The 225-nt window shown below is 31.1% G+C and carries 1 pseudogene; it reads left to right on the plus strand.

What is annotated here, in order from left to right:
* A pseudogene (locus ACRHOC_RS15460) lies at window positions 1–225 on the plus strand (VWA domain-containing protein); the annotation flags it as partial.

Below are 225 nucleotides of genomic sequence, written 5' to 3' on the forward strand. Positions count from 1 at the left end.
TCATTAAAAAATACTGAAACACAGCAATTAACTAATATTCCATTTATTTTAAAGCAAAGTATCTATGATGTTGATCTCAGCAACTTTTCTGCTGGAGATTATGATTTTACTGTTTCTGCTAATGATGGCGAGGTTATAGATAGTGGACATATCAAGATTCTTGATTTTAAGGTAGAGGAACAATTTTTAAATGCCAATGTAACAAAGTTGCAACAGGTTGCTACT

The sequence above is a fragment of the Winogradskyella poriferorum genome (assembly GCF_050618035.1).
In the GTDB taxonomy this organism is placed as follows: domain Bacteria; phylum Bacteroidota; class Bacteroidia; order Flavobacteriales; family Flavobacteriaceae; genus Winogradskyella; species Winogradskyella poriferorum_A.